Origin of the sequence: Streptomyces morookaense, from assembly GCF_013030945.1 — a bacterium.
Lineage (GTDB): Bacteria > Actinomycetota > Actinomycetes > Streptomycetales > Streptomycetaceae > Streptomyces > Streptomyces morookaensis.
Genome location: NZ_JABBXF010000046.1, coordinates 1 through 14,873 on the forward strand (window position 1 = coordinate 1; position 14,873 = coordinate 14,873).

General features: G+C 72.1%; 15 protein-coding genes and 2 pseudogenes. 9 read left to right on the forward strand and 8 right to left on the reverse strand.

What is annotated here, in order from left to right; genetic code table 11:
- The 4 genes and pseudogenes from HG542_RS35200 to HG542_RS20280 all read right to left on the reverse strand — a co-directional run.
- Positions 1–334 (reverse strand): annotated as a pseudogene (locus tag HG542_RS35200) (transposase); the annotation flags it as partial.
- A gap of 1 nt (position 335) precedes the next feature.
- Positions 336–533, reverse strand: a pseudogene (locus HG542_RS20270) (IS5/IS1182 family transposase); the annotation flags it as partial.
- A gap of 22 nt (positions 534–555) precedes the next feature.
- Positions 556–1,311 carry an SDR family NAD(P)-dependent oxidoreductase gene (locus HG542_RS20275; protein ID WP_229922795.1) on the reverse strand — a complete coding sequence of 252 codons (756 nt, stop codon included), beginning with the start codon at positions 1,309–1,311 and terminating at the stop codon, positions 556–558.
- Positions 1,312–1,697: 386 nt separating this feature from the next.
- Positions 1,698–2,456 carry a 3-hydroxybutyrate dehydrogenase gene (locus HG542_RS20280; RefSeq protein WP_229922796.1) on the reverse strand — a complete coding sequence of 253 codons (759 nt, stop codon included), beginning with the start codon at positions 2,454–2,456 and terminating at the stop codon, positions 1,698–1,700.
- 220 nt (positions 2,457–2,676) lie between these two features.
- On the opposite strand from HG542_RS20280, the gene HG542_RS20285 reads away from it, so the two are divergent.
- The 3 genes from HG542_RS20285 to HG542_RS20295 all read left to right on the forward strand — a co-directional run bounded on the left by HG542_RS20285 (position 2,677) and on the right by HG542_RS20295 (position 5,121).
- Positions 2,677–3,084, forward strand: coding sequence for a hypothetical protein (locus tag HG542_RS20285; protein ID WP_171083470.1), 408 nt, complete (start codon positions 2,677–2,679; stop codon positions 3,082–3,084).
- A gap of 211 nt (positions 3,085–3,295) precedes the next feature.
- The gene (locus HG542_RS20290; RefSeq protein WP_171083472.1) at positions 3,296–4,249 is read left to right on the forward strand and encodes an amidohydrolase family protein; all 954 of its coding nucleotides are present in this window, start codon (positions 3,296–3,298) and stop codon (positions 4,247–4,249) included.
- Positions 4,250–4,320: 71 nt separating this feature from the next.
- Positions 4,321–5,121, forward strand: coding sequence for an alpha/beta fold hydrolase (locus HG542_RS20295; RefSeq protein WP_229922797.1), 801 nt, complete (start codon positions 4,321–4,323; stop codon positions 5,119–5,121).
- Positions 5,122–5,153: 32 nt separating this feature from the next.
- On the opposite strand, the gene HG542_RS20300 is transcribed toward HG542_RS20295, so the two are convergent.
- Entirely contained in the window at positions 5,154–5,792 is a 639-nt protein-coding gene (locus HG542_RS20300; RefSeq protein WP_171083474.1) for a hypothetical protein, read from the reverse strand.
- The gene (locus HG542_RS20305) at positions 5,789–7,258 is read right to left on the reverse strand and encodes an alkaline phosphatase family protein (RefSeq protein ID WP_171083477.1); all 1,470 of its coding nucleotides are present in this window, start codon (positions 7,256–7,258) and stop codon (positions 5,789–5,791) included. The genes HG542_RS20300 and HG542_RS20305 overlap by 4 nt, the downstream gene beginning before the upstream one ends.
- A 262-nt stretch (positions 7,259–7,520) precedes the next feature.
- On the opposite strand from HG542_RS20305, the gene HG542_RS20310 reads away from it, so the two are divergent.
- The 3 genes from HG542_RS20310 to HG542_RS20320 all read left to right on the forward strand — a co-directional run bounded on the left by HG542_RS20310 (position 7,521) and on the right by HG542_RS20320 (position 10,297).
- Complete coding sequence (locus tag HG542_RS20310) at positions 7,521–8,900, forward strand: MBL fold metallo-hydrolase (protein WP_171083631.1); 1,380 nt, start codon at positions 7,521–7,523, stop codon at positions 8,898–8,900.
- Entirely contained in the window at positions 8,897–9,649 is a 753-nt protein-coding gene (locus tag HG542_RS20315; protein ID WP_171083479.1) for a sulfite exporter TauE/SafE family protein, read from the forward strand. Before HG542_RS20310 ends, HG542_RS20315 begins: the two co-directional genes overlap by 4 nt.
- A 63-nt stretch (positions 9,650–9,712) precedes the next feature.
- Entirely contained in the window at positions 9,713–10,297 is a 585-nt protein-coding gene (locus HG542_RS20320) for a rhodanese-like domain-containing protein (protein WP_171083481.1), read from the forward strand.
- Here the strand turns inward: HG542_RS20320 and HG542_RS20325 are convergent.
- Together HG542_RS20325 and HG542_RS20330 are read right to left on the reverse strand one after the other, a co-directional pair.
- A complete protein-coding gene (locus HG542_RS20325; RefSeq protein WP_171083483.1) occupies positions 10,260–10,727 on the reverse strand; it encodes an SRPBCC family protein in 468 nt (155 codons plus the stop codon). The genes HG542_RS20320 and HG542_RS20325 overlap by 38 nt on opposite strands.
- Positions 10,728–10,827: 100 nt before the next feature.
- Positions 10,828–11,484 (reverse strand): maltokinase N-terminal cap-like domain-containing protein, encoded by a 657-nt coding sequence (locus HG542_RS20330; RefSeq protein ID WP_171083485.1) that lies wholly within the window; start codon positions 11,482–11,484, stop codon positions 10,828–10,830.
- A gap of 192 nt (positions 11,485–11,676) precedes the next feature.
- Between HG542_RS20330 and HG542_RS20335 the strand changes: the two genes are divergently transcribed.
- The 3 genes from HG542_RS20335 (at position 11,677) to abc-f (ending at position 14,815) form a co-directional block, all read left to right on the forward strand.
- Entirely contained in the window at positions 11,677–12,699 is a 1,023-nt protein-coding gene (locus HG542_RS20335; RefSeq protein ID WP_171083487.1) for an alpha/beta fold hydrolase, read from the forward strand.
- 26 nt (positions 12,700–12,725) lie between these two features.
- Positions 12,726–12,923, forward strand: coding sequence for a hypothetical protein (locus HG542_RS20340; protein ID WP_171083489.1), 198 nt, complete (start codon positions 12,726–12,728; stop codon positions 12,921–12,923).
- A gap of 257 nt (positions 12,924–13,180) precedes the next feature.
- Positions 13,181–14,815 (forward strand): ribosomal protection-like ABC-F family protein, encoded by a 1,635-nt coding sequence (gene abc-f / locus HG542_RS20345; protein ID WP_171083491.1) that lies wholly within the window; start codon positions 13,181–13,183, stop codon positions 14,813–14,815.
- The last annotated feature ends 58 nt before the right edge of the window (positions 14,816–14,873 follow it).

Sequence of the window (14,873 nt, forward strand, 5' to 3'; positions counted from 1 at the left end):
CAGCGCAGGCAGGCGTGCAGGGCCCTGGTCTGGACGGTGTGGTTGCGGTGGTTCGAGTTCGCGACGGTGAACTGCCGGAGCGGTCCGAAGTGGGCCTCGATCGGGTTGGCCCAGGACGCGTAGGTCGGGGGAAGCAGAGCTCGACGCGGTTCTTCTTCGCCCAGCGCCGGATCGTCTCGCCCTTGGGGGCGGACAGGTTGTCGAGGATGCCGTAGATCGGGGCGCCGTCCGGGCGGGCCGCGCGGATCGACCGGAGCGCGGCCAAGGTGTTGTTGGCGCCCTTCTTGCGACGGTTGACGCCCCAGAGGGTGTCGTTGCCGATCGAGTAGCAGCCGTCGGGTCCGGGGCCGTCCCGGACCCGACCGGGGCACCCGGATGGCGCCCATCACAGCGGTGAACCGCGTGCAGTCGTTGACGTTGCCGCCGGTCAGGACCAGGCCGAGCGGGCGGCCGAGTCCGTCGACCGCCCGGTGGAGCTTGCTGGTCAGCCCGCCGCGCGAGCGGCCGAAGCCTGGTCGCTGAGCCCCCTTTTCGGGCTCCGGCGGCAGTGCGGGCTCAGACTGCGAAGCCACCGTCCACCGCCAGCTCCGCGCCTGTGACGTACCGGGCGCTCTCGCCGGCCAGGTACGAGACGGCATCCGCGACCTCCACGGACGTGCCATAGCGGCCGAGCGCAGTGAAGCCGCGCTGGAAGTCGGCGGAATCGCCGTCGCCCGGGTTCATGTCGGTGTCGATCGGGCCCGGGTGGACCAGATTGACGGTGACTCCATGCGGGCCGAGCTCCCGGGCCATGCCCTTGGTGAAGCCGATCAGAGCGGCCTTGCTGGTCGCGTAGAGCGTGCTTCCGGGGAAGGCCACGCGCTGGGCGATGCAGCTGCCGATGCTCACGATCCGTCCGCCCTCGACCATGTACTGCAGCGCCGCCTGGGCATAGAGGTAGGGCGCGCGAACATTCACCGCCAGCACCCGGTCGATCTGGTCGCATGTCACCGCCTCGATTGGTCCGACGGCGCCGACACCCGCATTGTTCACCAGGATGTCCAGCCGCGTGAACCGCTCGGCGACCGCCGCCACCGCGCCGCACACCGCCTCCGGGTCTGCGCTGTCCGCGCGGACGGCCCAGCCGCTCCGCCCCATCGCGGTAATCCTGGCGACCACATCCTCGGCCAACTCGGCCGAGCCCTGGTAGGTCAGCGCCACGTCTGCGCCGTCCTCGGCCAGCCGCAGCGCAACCGCCGCCCCGATCCCCCGGCTGCCGCCGGTCACCAGCGCCACCTTGCCGTCGAGCGCCGTCGCACCGTCCATCGTCATCTCCGTAAAACTCCTTGTTCCGGTCTTGGACACGCTCAATCCAAGACCGGAACGCCCTGCGGGTCCGGCGGTATTCAGACGTCACTTTCAATCTTCAACGACGACTCCGTACACCCCGGAAGTACGAACCGACCCTGGCTGCCCGGTGCAGTTCGGTCCGCCCGCCGGATCGGCGGCCACGTCGACCAAGGGGCAGCTCGGCCGGCGGACCGCCGCCGTCCAGCACCGCGCGCCGAGCTGGTCAACGTCGGTCAGCTCGGCCTCCGCGGGTAGGTCCCGGCCCGACGGCGCGAGTTTGAAGACGAGCCCTGGCGGTGCCGGAGGCCAACTGCACCGGTCTGGTACGGGACTTCCTGGGGGGGGCGCCGCCGTCACGCTGCGCGAGGTCACCGCGCCGTGTGGCCCCCGTCGATGACCAGGGACGAGCCGGTCATGGCGGCGGAGTGCGGGCCGCACAGGAACAGCACTGCCTCGGCGACCTCTTCGGGCTCCACGAGCCGTTTGACCGCCGTCCCCTCCAGCATCACGGCGTCGAGGACTTCGGCCTCGCCGATGCCGTGGACGCGGGCCTGTGCGGCGATCTGGCCGTCGACGAGCGGGGTGCGTACATAGCCGGGGTTGACGCAGTTGGAGGTCACCCCGCGCGGGCCGCCCTCCAGGGCGACGACCTTGGACAGGCCCTCCAGGCCGTGCTTGGCCGCGACGTAGGCGCTCTTGTACGCGGAGGCACGCAGTCCGTGCACGGAGGAGATGTTGACGATCCGGCCCCAGCCCTGGGCGTACATGCCCGGCAGCGCGGCGCGGATGATGCGGAACGGCGCCTCCAGCATGACGCGCAGCATGAGCGAGAAGCGCTCGGGGTCGAAGTCCTCGACGGGGCGGACGTGTTGCAGTCCGGCGTTGTTGACGACGATGTCGGCGCGCAGGTCCAGCGTGTCCAGGCGGCCGAGGTCGGACAGGTCCGCGACGAGTGCCTCGCCGCCGGTGAGCGCGGCGACGTCGCGCACCGCGTCGGCGTCGACATCGAGTGCGCGGACATGCGCCCCGGCCTCGGCGAGGCGCAGGGCGATGGCGCGGCCAATACCGCCGGCGGCACCGGTGACGAGGGCGGTGCGTCTGTTCAGGTCGAAGGGGGCGGTGGCCACGGGTGCTCCGTTCGTTGGCGGTGAGGACCAAGTGAAGCAATCATGACCGGGTTTGGGGATGGGCGGGAGGGACGGAATGGGGCGGGATGGAATGGGAGAGGCTGGTGGGCGTCTTGTCCCGGATGGTAAGGGGAGCTGACGTACAGGACTAGTTCCTCCGGAACAGGGAAGTATGTCGTCAAGAGCAGGACCTGAACCACATTGCTCCAGGGGGGATTTCATGCCGGACGACGACGCGAACGCGGCACAGGGCAGCCCGGTCCGCAGCGGAAGCCCGGATTCCGCGGTGGACCGGGTGGCCGACTTCTACGGGGCGTACATCGACGCCGTCGACGACGGAACCGACGACCTGTCCGACGAGTTGCGCGCCCACTACCTGACGGAGGACCTCCGGCAGCGGCTCGCCGCGTGGGAGGAGGCCAACCATGCCGACGGTGTCCTGCGCGCCCAGGACGTGCCCACGCGCTGGGAGGTCCGCTACCACGACTCCGGCGCCGGGCACCTGTTCACCACGGTCACGCTCACCTGGGGCACCGGCCCGGACGCCGGGCACACCCGGCTGGCCGTGCAGAGCGATCTGAGCACCAAGCTCATCTCCGACATCGAGGATGCCCCGGCAGGGGGCTGAGCCCCCCGCCGGGGCGCATCGGCACGTGTGCGCTTGCGACCTTCGCCGCGGCGGCCCAGCCTGGTGACGGTGGGGGCGCATGCGTCCGGCGTGGCCGGGCTGCTCCCTCCCACAGGCGATTCCGACGTCGGAGGAGGCAACCGTGACCGGTGTGCTCGACGACAAGACCAACGGCGCCCTCGTCGGCACGGCCGGTTGAGGACGCCGGCCCATGCGCATCGACGTGCACGCGCACCTGTGGACCGACGAGTATCTCGACCTGCTCGACAGGTTCGGCAAGACCGACACCGCATTCCAGCGCGGCATGGGGGCGGGGGCCGGCGAAGAGGAACTGGCGGCGCGCTGCGAGCTGATGGACTCGGCGGGCGTGACGCATCAGGTGCTCTCCGCCCCTCCCCAGTCGCCCCATTTCGCCGACGCGGGCCATGCCGTGCATGCGGCACGGTTCGTGAACGACCTGTACGCCGAGACCGTGGCGCGCCGGCCGCACCGGTTCCTGGCCCTCGCCTCCCTCCCCCTCCCGCACACCGACCAGGCACTGACGGAACTGGCCCGGGCCCTGGACGAGTTGGGCATGCACGGGGCCTGCATGACGACCTCGGTGCTGGGCCGCTCCCTCGCCGACCCCGCGTTCGAGCCCGTTTTCGCCGAGCTCGACCGGCGCGGCGCCGTGCTCCTCGTCCACCCCGCGGGGTGCGGCGCGGGCAGCCCGCTGATCACGGACTACCGCATGACCTGGTCCGTCGGCGCGCCCGTCGAGGACACGGTGGCGGTCATGCACCTGATCCGCGCCGCGATCCCCGCCCGGTTCCCCCGCATGAAGATCGTCACCACGCATCTGGGCGGGGCGCTGCCCATGCTGCTGCAACGCGTGGACAACCAGTACGAGGAGTGGCGCGCCACCGGCCTCCCGGAGAAGCCCAGCGCGACCGCGCGCCGCCTCTGGTACGACAGCGTCGGCCACGGGCACGGCCCGGCGCTGTGGGCCGCGGTGGCGTCCCTCGGTGCCGACCGGATCGTGCTGGGCACCGACTTCCCCTACGAGGCGGGAGACCTCTTCCGCACCGCCGTCGCCTATGTGGAGAACTCCGGACTCCCGCCCGGCCAGGCGGCACAGATCCTCGACGGCAATGCGCGGGCACTCTTCCCTATACAACCGTCTTAGACGCTCGTCTTGTACAAGTGTTCATCCCCTTGGTACGGTCATGCCGTCAACTGCACCAAGGGGGAACCGTGATGAACGACGCGACCATGACCGCCACCGCCACCCGCGGCGAACTGACCGTCGACGGCCGCAGGTTGTCCTACCTCGACTTCGGCGGAACCGGCCGCCCGCTGGTCGCACTCCACGGACACCTCTACGAAGGCGCCGCCTTCACCCGGCTCGCCGGGGCGCTGGGCCCCGAGTGGCGGGTGATCGCCCCCGACCAGCGCGGCCACGGCGAATCCGGGCGTGCGGACGACTACTCGCGCGAGGGCTACCTCGCCGACCTCCGGGCGCTGCTGGACCACCTGGGCCTGGACCGCGTCGCCCTGCTCGGCCACTCCCTCGGCGCCGTCAACGCCTACCAGTTCGCGGCCCGCCACCCCGGGCGCGTCACCGCTCTCGTCAACGCCGAAGGCCCCGTCGCACTGGGCCTCGACGGCACGAACCCGCTCGGCTTCCTGCTCGCCCTCCCCTACGACGCCCCCACCCGCGACGAGCTCGTCGCCGGACTCGGCCAGGCCGCACCGTACTTCGCGGACCGGCTGCGCCGGAACGCGGACGGCAGCTGGAGGCTGCCGTTCCACCCGCAGGACATGTACCGCTCGGAGGAGCAGGTCCACGGCGACCACTGGGCCGACTGGACGGCGAGCACCTGTCCCGCGCTGCTGATCCACGGCACCACGGGCGTCATCCCGCCCGAGCAGGTCCGCGCCATGGCCGACCGCCGCCCGGGCACCACCACGGCCGAGCTGGACGCCGACCACCTGCTGCCCGTCACGGCCCCGGACGCCTTCGCCGCTGCGGTGCGCGCCTTCCTGGAAACCGTCTGACCGTCACTGCGCAGCCCGAGCCGACCGAGCCCTCAGTCGAGTTCGATGCTGAAGTCCCAGACGGCCACGGTCTTTCCGTCATGACGCCACGTCAACTGCGCGGCGCCCGCCGCGAAGGTGCCGTTGAGCGCAAGAGTGGCCGGGTGGCCGGGGGTCGCGGTGGCGGTGCCCGCTCCGGACGGGGTCAGGGTGATGTCCTTGCCGTCCTCGTCGCGGGAGGTGAAGTCCCCGGCCTGCACGGTGAGCGGCGCCGTGGCCTGGTCGAGTGTGACGGTGAGGGTGCCGGTGACGCTCTCGGGAGGCTTGCTGCCGGGGGTGGGGGCGGGCAGGTCCTCCGTGGGGCCGGAGGCCCGTACCACCGCGGTGGCTTCGGGGAGTTCGGCGCGTACGGGCGATCCCACGGCGACCAGTTGCAGGTGCTTCTCGTCGGCGGTGGGGGTGGCCTGGGCGGTCGGGGGCGGGGGGATCGGGACGGCGCCCAGGTCGCGGACGGTGCGGGAACTGTCGTCGGCGGACCGGGCGGAGGACGAGGCGTGACTGCCGCCGCAGCCGGCCGCGGCGGTGAGGACGGCCGCCGCCAGAGCGAGGCGCGAGACGGTACGGGTGAGGCGGCGGAGGCCGGGCAGGCCGAAGCCCGCCCGGCTCGGCGCCGTGCGGCGCGGGACGTTCATCGCTTCGCAGCGCTCCCGGCCGGGGACGGGTTCACGATCGGGTGCTCCGGTTCGCCGGCCCTCGCGACGGCCGGGTAGACGATGCTGCCCGAGGGCGCGGGCGGCAGGGCGCGGCCGGAGGGGTTGTTGTAGACGTCGGCGCCGAAGGGCCGCAGTCCGTCGGCGGCGGCGTAGCCGAGGTGGCCGTGCCCGTCGGTGCCGCCGTGGCGGATGCCGAAGAGGTCCTCCATGCTGCGCAGCCAGCTGTAGTGGTTGTACGGCTGGTCGCTGATCGAACCGGGCTTGACGAAGCGGGAGATGACGACCGAGCCGGTGATGCCGCCGCCGGGCGTGGTGTCCTGGCCGTACAGCTGGTGGCCGGGCTGGGCGGTGTTGGGCCCGGGCAGCTCGTTGCAGCAGGCCACGATCGACTGGGCGGTGTCGGTGGGCGTGTTGAGCTTCGGGTCGGCGTTGCCGGTGTAGTCGCCGATGGAGTCGCCGTACATCTTGTAGGGCGGGACCGCCTCGTCGAAGATGATCTGGATCATGCCGTCGTGCTGGAAGGCCGGTGAGGCCATGATCTGCGGGACGACCTTCTCCAGGAACCTGTCCGCGGCGTAGAGGCCGCCCTGGTGGTTCTTCGGGTCGCCGGAGAGGTTGTCGCCCTTGCAGGTGGCGTCGTGGGCGTCGGAACAGTTGTTGGGCGTGATCCAGTTGAAGCGCGGAGTGGTGGACTCCTTCTTCAGGTCCTGTGCCAGTCCGGTCAGGGCCCGGTGCCCGGCCTGCGCGGGCCTGCCGTCCAGCGGGACGACGCGGGCGCAGTCCTCCGGGTTGTCGATGACGGAGTGGAACCAGACGGCCGGGTTGTGCTTGGGCACGTACTGGTCCTTCGGCGTCGCCCCGCCGGGGTCGGGGACGCCGGATCCGGCCGGGTTGCCGGGAATGCCGCACTGGTAGGGCAGTTCGCGCTTCTCGTCGTTGCCCATGTCCTGGGCGTAGACCTTCCACGGGACGTGGTGGTCGTCGAGCTGGTTGAAGAGGGTCTTGACCCGCTTCGGGTAGACGCAGCCGTGCGAGGCGAGGGTCTGCCCGTCGGCGGCCGGCGTGCCCGGGGTGACGTCCTTGTACTGCGGGCAGTCGTCCATGTTGTCCGGGGCCGGGGACTGGCCGGAGACGGCACTGATGTAGTTGTCCAGGCTGTAGTGGCCGGTGCCGTAGTACTGCCGGAGCAACTCACCGTAGCTGGGCAGGGTCTTCCACAGGTAGCTGTTCTGGTTCAGTCCGGTGAACGTGGCCTCGTAGGACTTGTTCTCCAGGATGATCGTCCATACATGGCCCGGCCGCTTCGGGCCGTTCGCGTGCGTGTCGTGTGCGGACGCGGGCGACGCCGCGGGACCGGCGAAGGCCAGCGCGGCGGCCGCGGCGGCGGCAGCAGCCGCTCTGAACGCCCCGGCTGCCGGCCAACGGCGGCGTGGGGAAGCTGACATGTGAGTGCTCCGTACTCTCCGATGGCGGGGTGGGTGAACCCGGCGTGAACGCTACATGACAACCTTGCCCGGATCGGCGGCCCTGTAGCCGTGCACGACCGGCAGATGGTCCCCGCCCGGCCCGCCCGCTGTCCAGCCCCGTCGGCCGGGTACCCGTCTCCGGAGGGCCTGTTCGGCTCGTACACAATACGTACGGGGCAGGCCCATGCGTGGCGGGCACACCTGCCCCCCGGGCATGCCGGAACCGGAAGGAGTCATGGCCGTGTTCTTCGTCGACACCCTGGAGTTCGAGGGACTGGGCAACCGCAGCTACCTGGCCGGCGGAGCCCGTGCCGCGGTGGCGGTGGATCCGCCGAGGGACGTCGACCAGGTCCTCGCGGCGGCCGCCCGGCGCGGGGTGCGCCTCGTCGCCGTGCTGGAGACCCATCTGCACAACGACTACGTCTCCGGCGGCCTGGAGTTGGCGCGTCTCAGCGGTGCGCGCCACCTGGTGCCGGCCGGGGCGGCCGTCTCCTTCGAGCGGGTGCCGGTCGCGGACGGCGACACCGTGCCCGTGGACGAGGGCCTGGCCCTGCGCGCGGTCGCCACCCCGGGGCACACCCCGCACCACCTCTCCTACGTCCTGGAGGAGAACGGGCAGGCCTCGGTGGCGTTCACCGGCGGTTCGCTGCTGATCGGCACGGTGGGACGGCCCGACCTGGTCGAGCCGCGCCTGACCCGGGAACTGGCCCGCGCCCAGCACGACTCCGCCCGCCGCCTGGCGCGGGAGCTGGACGACGCCGTGCAGGTGCTGCCCACGCACGGCTTCGGCAGTTTCTGCTCCGGCGCACCGGCTCAGGGAGGCGCGACGACGATCGGTGCGGAGCGCCGGAGGAACAGCGCGCTCACCATGGAAGCGGACGCGTTCGTCGCCGAGTTGCTGGCCGGGCTCGACGACGTGCCCGCCTACTACGCCCATATGGGACCGCTGAACGCCGCAGGTCCCGCCCCGGTCGACCTCACCCCTCCTCGGCCCGCGGACGCCGCCGCGATCGCGGCCCGGCTCGCCGCCGGTGAATGGGTGGTCGACCTGCGCCACCGTGCGGCGTTCGCCGCCGGCCATGTCGCCGGATCGTTCAACTTCGAGGGCGACGGCAAGCTCGCCACCTACCTGGCCTGGCTGATCCCTTGGGGCAAGCCCGTCACCCTGCTCGCGGAGTCCCCGGAACAGATCGCCGCGGCGCAGCGGGAGCTGGTCCGGGTGGGCATCGACCGCCCGGCGGCCGCCGCCACGGGAGACCCCCACACGTGGGTCCACGAGCAGGAACGTCTCTGCTCCTTCCCGCGCGCCCGCTTCGCCGACCTCGCCGAGGCGCGCCGGCACCGTGACGACGTGGTGGTCCTGGACGTGCGGCGCACGTCCGAACGCGGCGCCGGTTTCGTCGCCGGAGCAGTGCACATCCCGCTCCACCAACTGCGCGACCGCCTCGCCGAGGTGCCGGAGGGGGTGGTGTGGGTGCACTGCTCCGCCGGCATGCGCGCGGCGATCGCCGCCTCCCTGCTCGACGCCGTCGGCCGCGAAGTGGTCGCCGTCGACGACGACTTCGCTGCCGCCGCCGGGGCGGGGCTCGTCCTCGCCGGCCCCGACGGCACCCGCATATGAGCGCCCTGATCCTCGCCCTGGCCGCCGGTGCCGTGGTCGGTCTGGCGCTCGGGGCTCTGGGCGGGGGCGGCAGTGTGCTGGCCGTTCCTGCGCTGATCTACCTGCTCGGCTTCGCGCCCGGCGCGGCCACCACCGCCAGCCTGCTGATCGTCACCGCCACCTCGGCGACCGCCCTGTACGCCCACTCCCGGGCCGGCAACGTCCGCTGGAAGGCGGGCGCGTTGTTCGCTGCGGCCGGGCTGGTGCCCGCGGCCGCCGCCGGGGCGGCCGCGGGCCGGCTGCCGCAACCGGTGCTGACCGGTGCCTTCGCCGCCGTCGCCGCGCTCGCGGCCGTCAGGATGCTGCGTCCCGCCGGCACGGAGGCACCACGGGACGAGGAGCCGGTGCGGCCGGCCAGGGCGGGCCTGGCCGGGGCGGGGCTCGGCGCCCTGACCGGGCTGCTCGGCGTGGGCGGCGGCTTCCTCGTCGTACCGACGCTGGTCACCGTCATGGCGTTCGAGATGCAGGCCGCCGTCGGGACCAGCCTCCTGGTCATCACGACCAACTCGCTGGCCTCCCTGGCCCTGCGCGGCACCGCGTCCGCCGGGCTCGACTGGGCGGTGATCGGTCCGTTCGCCGGGGCGGCGGTCCTGGCCGCCTGGGACGGGAAGCGCCTGTCCGCCAAGGTCTCCGGCACCCGGTTGCGGCGCGCCTTCGCCCTCGTCCTGCTGGCCGTCGCGGCGTTCATGCTCGTCGATGCGCTGACCTGACCGATACCCTGCCCGTGGGGCAGTCCAGGGAAGGAACAGGGAAGGCAAGGGAAGGGGAGACCCGTGACCACCAGCGCCGCCCTCACGCCGGAGCAGGCTCGCGCCCGCCTGCACGAGCTGACCGTCATCGACGTGCGCACTCCCGGCGAGTACGCCTCCGGCCATCTGCCCGGGGCCCACAACGTCCCCCTCGCCCAACTCGACCGCGCCCTGGGCGCGTTGAAGCACGCCGCCCTGCGCGGCAGCCTCCTCGTCGTCTGTGCCGGCGGCGACCGTTCCGCCCAGGCCTGCAGGCGCCTCGCCGCGCACGGGGTCGCCGCCACCGCTCTCTCCGGCGGCACCGCCGCCTGGGCCGCGCGCGGTTACGACGTGCACCGCGCCGAAGGTGCCCGTGCCGTCTGGGCCATGGAGCGCCAGGTCCGGCTCGCCGCCGGGTCCCTCGTCCTGTGCGGACTGCTCGCCGGTCGCCGGTGGCCGAAGGCCCGTGTGCTGTCCGCGGGGATCGCGGGCGGCCTGGTCTTCTCGGCCCTCACCGACACCTGCGGCATGGCCCACGTCCTCGCCCGGCTCCCCTGCAACCGGCCCCGGGCCGACGGGCTCGACGCCGCTCTCACCGCCCTGGCCGGCCGGCGGGCCGGCGCCCGGTGAGTTCCCGGTCGGCGGCGTCGAGGATCGTGCCGAAGACGTGGGAGATGACGGGCTTGACGAGCACACGCGTGATGGCCGCGCCGAACGGCAGCCGGACCTCGGACGTGGTCGTCCACACGACGAGTGTGCCCTCGGCGACCTCGGTGAAGGTCATGCGGCCGAGCTCGTGCCGGGCCGGCGGGAAGCTGCGGTCGACGACGTAGTCGAAGTCGTACGGCGGGTGGTAGGCGGTGATCCGCTCGCGGAACCAGCCGATCAGCCACGTGTGCAGCCGGACGGCGCCCACTCCGTAGGGCGCGCCCGCGCCCGGCCGGGCCAGGCGCGCCCTGAGGACGAACGGGGTGCGGGTGTAGTTGGTGCTGACGGTGCACCAGTCGAATACGTCGGCGATCGGTGCTGCGATGACACGTCGTACCGTCACGGTTTCCATGCCGCGTCCCTCCTCGTGCCTGCGGCCCCCCAGGGGGCCCGGTTCACCGTTCGGACTCCGCGCAGGCCCGGGACTGTGACATGAGCGCCGGTGACGTGCGTCACCTCGTGGGTGTGCTCAGGACGGCGAAGAGGCCGCGGGTCCGGGTGGTGCCGTCCGGAAGCCGCCACCAGGACGTGACGTGTCCGGTGGCGTCCTGCGGGAGGGTGTCCGCGCCGGGGCGCAGGACGCGGTGCAGGCGCAGGGTCATGCCGTGGGCGGCGGAGGTGAGTTCGGTGGCGTCCCGGAGCTCGGTGACGGTGGTGAAGTCCGCCGGGACCGGGGCGTCGCCCGTGTACGCGGAGGCGACGTCGGGGTCGGGGGTGTTGCTGATGCTCTGGTCCTGCGGCCGGCTGCGGCCCTCGACGAGGGCGAGCAACTCGGCGACGAGCACGGGGTCGTGGCAGCCGTCGTAGGCCCAGCGCCTGCCCAGCACACCGTGGTCCATCGTGCCGACGAGGGCGTCCTCCGCGCCCTCCAGCGGGGCGCCGCGGTAGGTGAGCGGCACCAGGTAGGCGACCGGCTCCGCGCCTGCGGTGTCGGTCACCACTCTGAACTCGATGCCGACCTCGTCCTCCGGGTCGTCCAGCCGGAAGCCGCCCGCCGCTTCCAACTGCGGTGCGCCGGTGCCCGGGCGGTACCACGGCCGGGTGGGCAGCCAGGAGGCGAGCAGTTCGTCCTTGGTGGGCGTGAGGGTGGTCCTGTGCACGACGGCCATGCCGGAGTTCTCTTTCGTCGGGAGGGGTGCTGCGGATGCGGCTTCATCATGCACGGCGGAACCCGGCTGCGGTCAAGCGCCCGTGGCGTGCGAAGAGTTGACTCACGTCACCTGTTTGACCGGTGACGGATGCTGTGTCACAGTCGCCTGGCACGCATACCGCGGTCTCCTGCGAGGCACGGAGGGATTGACGTGATCAAGAGGCGTACGCTCGGCAAGGCACTCGGTCTGGGGGCCGGCGGCGCGGTCGCCGTGACACTGGCAGGGGGACCGGTACCGGCGCATGCCGCGGCCCGTTCCCGCGGGCACGGCGTGTTCCCCCCGCTCAAGAAGATCAGGGCCGGTCTGCTGGAGATCGGCTACGCGGAGGTGGGGCCGAGGCACGGTCCGCCCGTCATCTGCCTGCACGGCTGGCCGTACGACATCCACAGCTTCGCCGAGGTCGCACCCCTCCTGGCGGCGGAGGGCCGCCGGGTGATCGTCCCCTATCTGCGCGGCCACGGCACGACGCGCTTCGTATCCCCCCGGACCTTCAGGAACGGACAGCAGTCGGCCATCGCCCTGGACGTCATCGCCCTGATGGACGCGCTGGGACTGGAACAGGCCGTGCTCGCCGGATTCGACTGGGGCGCCCGGACCGCCACCATCGTCGCGGCGCTGTGGCCCGAGCGCTGCAAGGCCCTGGTGTCGGTGGGCGGTTATCTCGTCACCGACCGGGAGGCGAACCTCCGGCCGCTGGCACCGGCGGCCGAGCACGCGTGGTGGTACCAGTACTACTTCGCCACGGAGCGGGGCCGGCTCGCCATGGAGGACAGGACCAAACGGCACGACCTGACACGGCTCGTCTGGGACACCGTCTCCCCGACGTGGGACTTCGACGACGCCACCTTCGAGCGCACGGCCGCGGCCTTCGAGAATCCGGACCACGCCGCCATCGTCATCCACAACTACCGCTGGCGGCTGAGCCTCGCCGAGGGGGAACGGCGCTACGAGCCGTACGAGAAGCAGCTCGCCGCCCGGCCGGTCGTCACCGTGCCGACGGTGACGCTCGACGCGGAGCGGGACCCGTTCACGGTACCGGGCGGCGGATCCGCGTACCGGGACAGGTTCGCGGGCCCATACGACCACCGGACCCTGAAAGGTATCGGCCACAACCTGCCCCAGGAGGCACCCGCGGAGTTCGCCCGGGCCGTCATCGACGCCGACCGCCTCTGACGGGCCATCGAACAAGGAGACCGACGATGCAGAACCACAGCAGCACCGCACAGGACAGCGACTCGGCAGCACGCCATGCGCGGTTCGGCGCGCTGCCCGAGCGGATCGCCTACGAGGACATGGTCGAGGTGAAGTCGGCCTCGCCGAGGGACCCGGAGCGGGACGCCGGCGATTCCGGGGCCGGTCGTCTCCTCGCCTGCATGGCGTGGGACTTGGTGCTCTGACCGGGGTGGTACGGCAGCGGAAAAAGACTTGCGGACGGCCGCAAGGGTCCTGATACGGTGAGCACCGTAAACGATCTTTCGTGAAGGAGACCAGACATGGCGGGTGACGACGACATCTCCGGGTGATACCCGGATGTGATCGACCACCGGCAGGCACGCCCCTTGGCGGTGCCGCCGTCGTGGCCGTCTTGTCGTTCCCTTTTCCCCTGTCTCACCGGCAGTTCCCTTCTGCCTCTCTTTCCTCACGAGGTCGTCCCATGTCCGACGCTTCCGTCATCTGCTCCCAGCTGTCCTTCTCCTGGCCCGACGACACCCCGGTCTTCGAGGGCCTGTCCTTCACCGTAGGCGCCGGCCGGACAGGCCTGGTGGCGCCCAACGGCTCCGGCAAGAGCACCCTGCTGAAGCTGATCGCCGGTGAACTACGTGCCACCGCAGGCTCGTTGACCGTCGACGGCACGGTCGGCTACCTTCCGCAGACCCTCCCCCTGACCGGCGAGCCGACGGTGGCCGAGGTCCTGGGCGTCGACGCCGTGATCCGCGCCATCGACGCCGTCGAGTCCGGCGACGTGAGCGAGGAGCACTTCACGGCCATCGGCGACGACTGGGACATCGAGGAGCGCACCCGCGCCCAGCTCGACCGGCTCGGCCTCGGCCACCTCGCCCTCGATCGGACCCTCGGCACGCTCAGCGGCGGCCAGATCGTCAGCCTCGGCCTGGCGGCGCAGTTGCTCAAGCGCCCCGACGTGCTGCTGCTGGACGAACCGACCAACAACCTCGACCTGGCAGCCCGTCACAAGCTCTACGACGTGCTCTCGGACTGGAACGGCAGCCTGCTGGTCGTCAGCCACGACCGGGTCCTGCTGGACCGCATGGAGCGCATCGCCGAACTCGACCGCGGGGAACTGCGGCTGTACGGAGGCAACTTCACGCAGTACGAGGAGGCCGTACGGGCCGAGCGGGAGGTTGCGGAGAAGAACGTGCGCAACGCCGAGCAGGAACTGAAGCGGGAGAAGCGCGAGATGCAGCAGGCCCGCGAACGCGCCGAGCGCCGCGCGAGCAACGCCGCCCGCAACCTCAAGAACGCCGGCCTGCCCCGCATCTTCGCCGGCACCATGAAGCGCGGCGCCCAGGAATCCGCCGGCCGCGCGGGCCAGATGCACGCCACCCGGGTCCAGGACGCGCAGGCCCGGCTCGACGAGGCGGGCCGCGCCCTGCGCGACGACCAGCGGCTCGTCCTGGAGCTGCCCGACACCGACGTCCCCGCCGGGCGCACCGTCGTCCTGGGCGAGCGCATGCAGGTCCGCCACGGCGAGCGGAACCTGTTCGCGGGGGACGGCGTCGACCTCACCATCCGAGGGCCCGAGCGCATCGCGCTCACCGGCCCCAACGGGGCGGGCAAGACCACCCTGTTGCGGCTCATCAACGGTGAACTGGCCCTGGACGGCGGGTCCGTCAAGCGTGCCGAGGGGCGGATCGCCTCCCTGTCGCAGCGCCTGGACCTGCTCGACCCCGACCGCACCGTGGCCGAGAACTTCGCGACGTTCGCCCCGCACCGGCCGGAGGCGGAGCGGATGAACCTGCTCGCGCGCTTCCTGTTCCGCGGCCCGCGGGCGCACCTGCCCGTGCGCGTGCTCTCCGGCGGCGAACGCCTGCGCGCCACTCTGGCCTGCGTCCTGTGCGCCGAACCGGCCCCGCAGCTGCTGCTGTTGGACGAGCCGACCAACAATCTCGACCTGGTCGGGGTGGGCCAGCTGGAGAGCGCCCTCGCCTGCTACCGCGGCGCGTTCGTGGTGGTCAGCCACGACGAGCGCTTCCTCGAACGGATCGGCGTCGACCGGTGGCTGCGGGTCGCCGACGGCGAGCTGACCGAGACGGGGGCACCGCACGCGTGAGCCGCCGACGTGTCGCCCCCGCCCACGCCCGAGGCACCGACGGGCCCGGCCGGCGGCC